The 901-nt window shown below is 39.2% G+C and carries 1 protein-coding gene and 1 pseudogene; both read right to left on the bottom strand.

Going from position 1 to position 901, the window contains the following annotated elements:
* A pseudogene (locus A3729_RS33840) lies at window positions 1–277 on the bottom strand (RNA polymerase factor sigma-54); the annotation flags it as partial.
* Window positions 278–587: 310 nt separating this feature from the next.
* Window positions 588–901 (bottom strand): ATP-binding cassette domain-containing protein (locus tag A3729_RS07400; RefSeq protein ID WP_156497765.1); only part of this gene is annotated, 314 nt, incomplete at its 5' end.

The following is a 901-nucleotide window of genomic DNA, read 5'->3' as shown; positions in this document are numbered from 1 at the left end:
TCGAACTGGTGTCTGTACTACTGCTTTGTTGGTTGTCCTGAGAGGCGTACTCGTTGCCATCATTTTGATGACTTTCATTCTGATTTTCTTGTTTATCACTTGTATTTCCAGGCTCGTTGTTATCGTCCTGGAGTTCGAGCATAGGATTAGATTCCAATGCTTCTTGTATTTCGTTTTGAAGGTCAAGAGTCGACAATTGTAGCAAGCGGATTGCTTGCTGCAATTGAGGTGTCATTGTCAGTTGTTGACCGAGCTTTAATTGGAGAGAAACCTTCATGTTCATGAGGATGTCACCAACTTAAGACTTAAATTTTGAATCATGTATTGTCGCTTATTATATTTTGCGGAAATGGTCGCTGTGAATAAACGTATTTATATTTACTTCATTTACACAAGTGTAGTGCGAAGATAGCAAAGTGTGAAACAAATAAAAGTATATTTACGTTACCAGCCTACAAATAATTGTTTTAGATCAAGTTATCGTCTTGTTGACGTGAAAATTGCATGCTACTCATTTCTAAGCTGAAAGTCATGCTTAATTGTTTGTATATGCTGTTCGAATCGAATGCTATGAACTAGCCACTGGCTTATAATTTGAATTGATTGCCCAAGTAGACTTGTTTGACCTTTTCATTATTCAGAATGTCTTCAGCACTTCCTGAAGCAATGATATGGCCATCACCAACAATATAGGCTTTTTCACAAATATCCAGCGTTTCTCTAACGTTGTGATCGGTTATGAGTACGCCGATATTTTTACTTTTAAGGTGAGAGACGATTGACTTGATGTCGTTGACCGATATTGGGTCGACACCTGCGAAGGGCTCATCGAGTAGAATGAAGTCAGGCTCCATTGCTAAAGCTCTGGCTATTTCCACTCGCCTACGTTCACCGCCTGACA

This window comes from Oleiphilus sp. HI0043 (genome assembly GCF_001634935.1).
The sequence above is the reverse complement of the archived record's forward strand: the minus strand, read 5'-3'. Positions and strand labels throughout refer to the sequence as shown.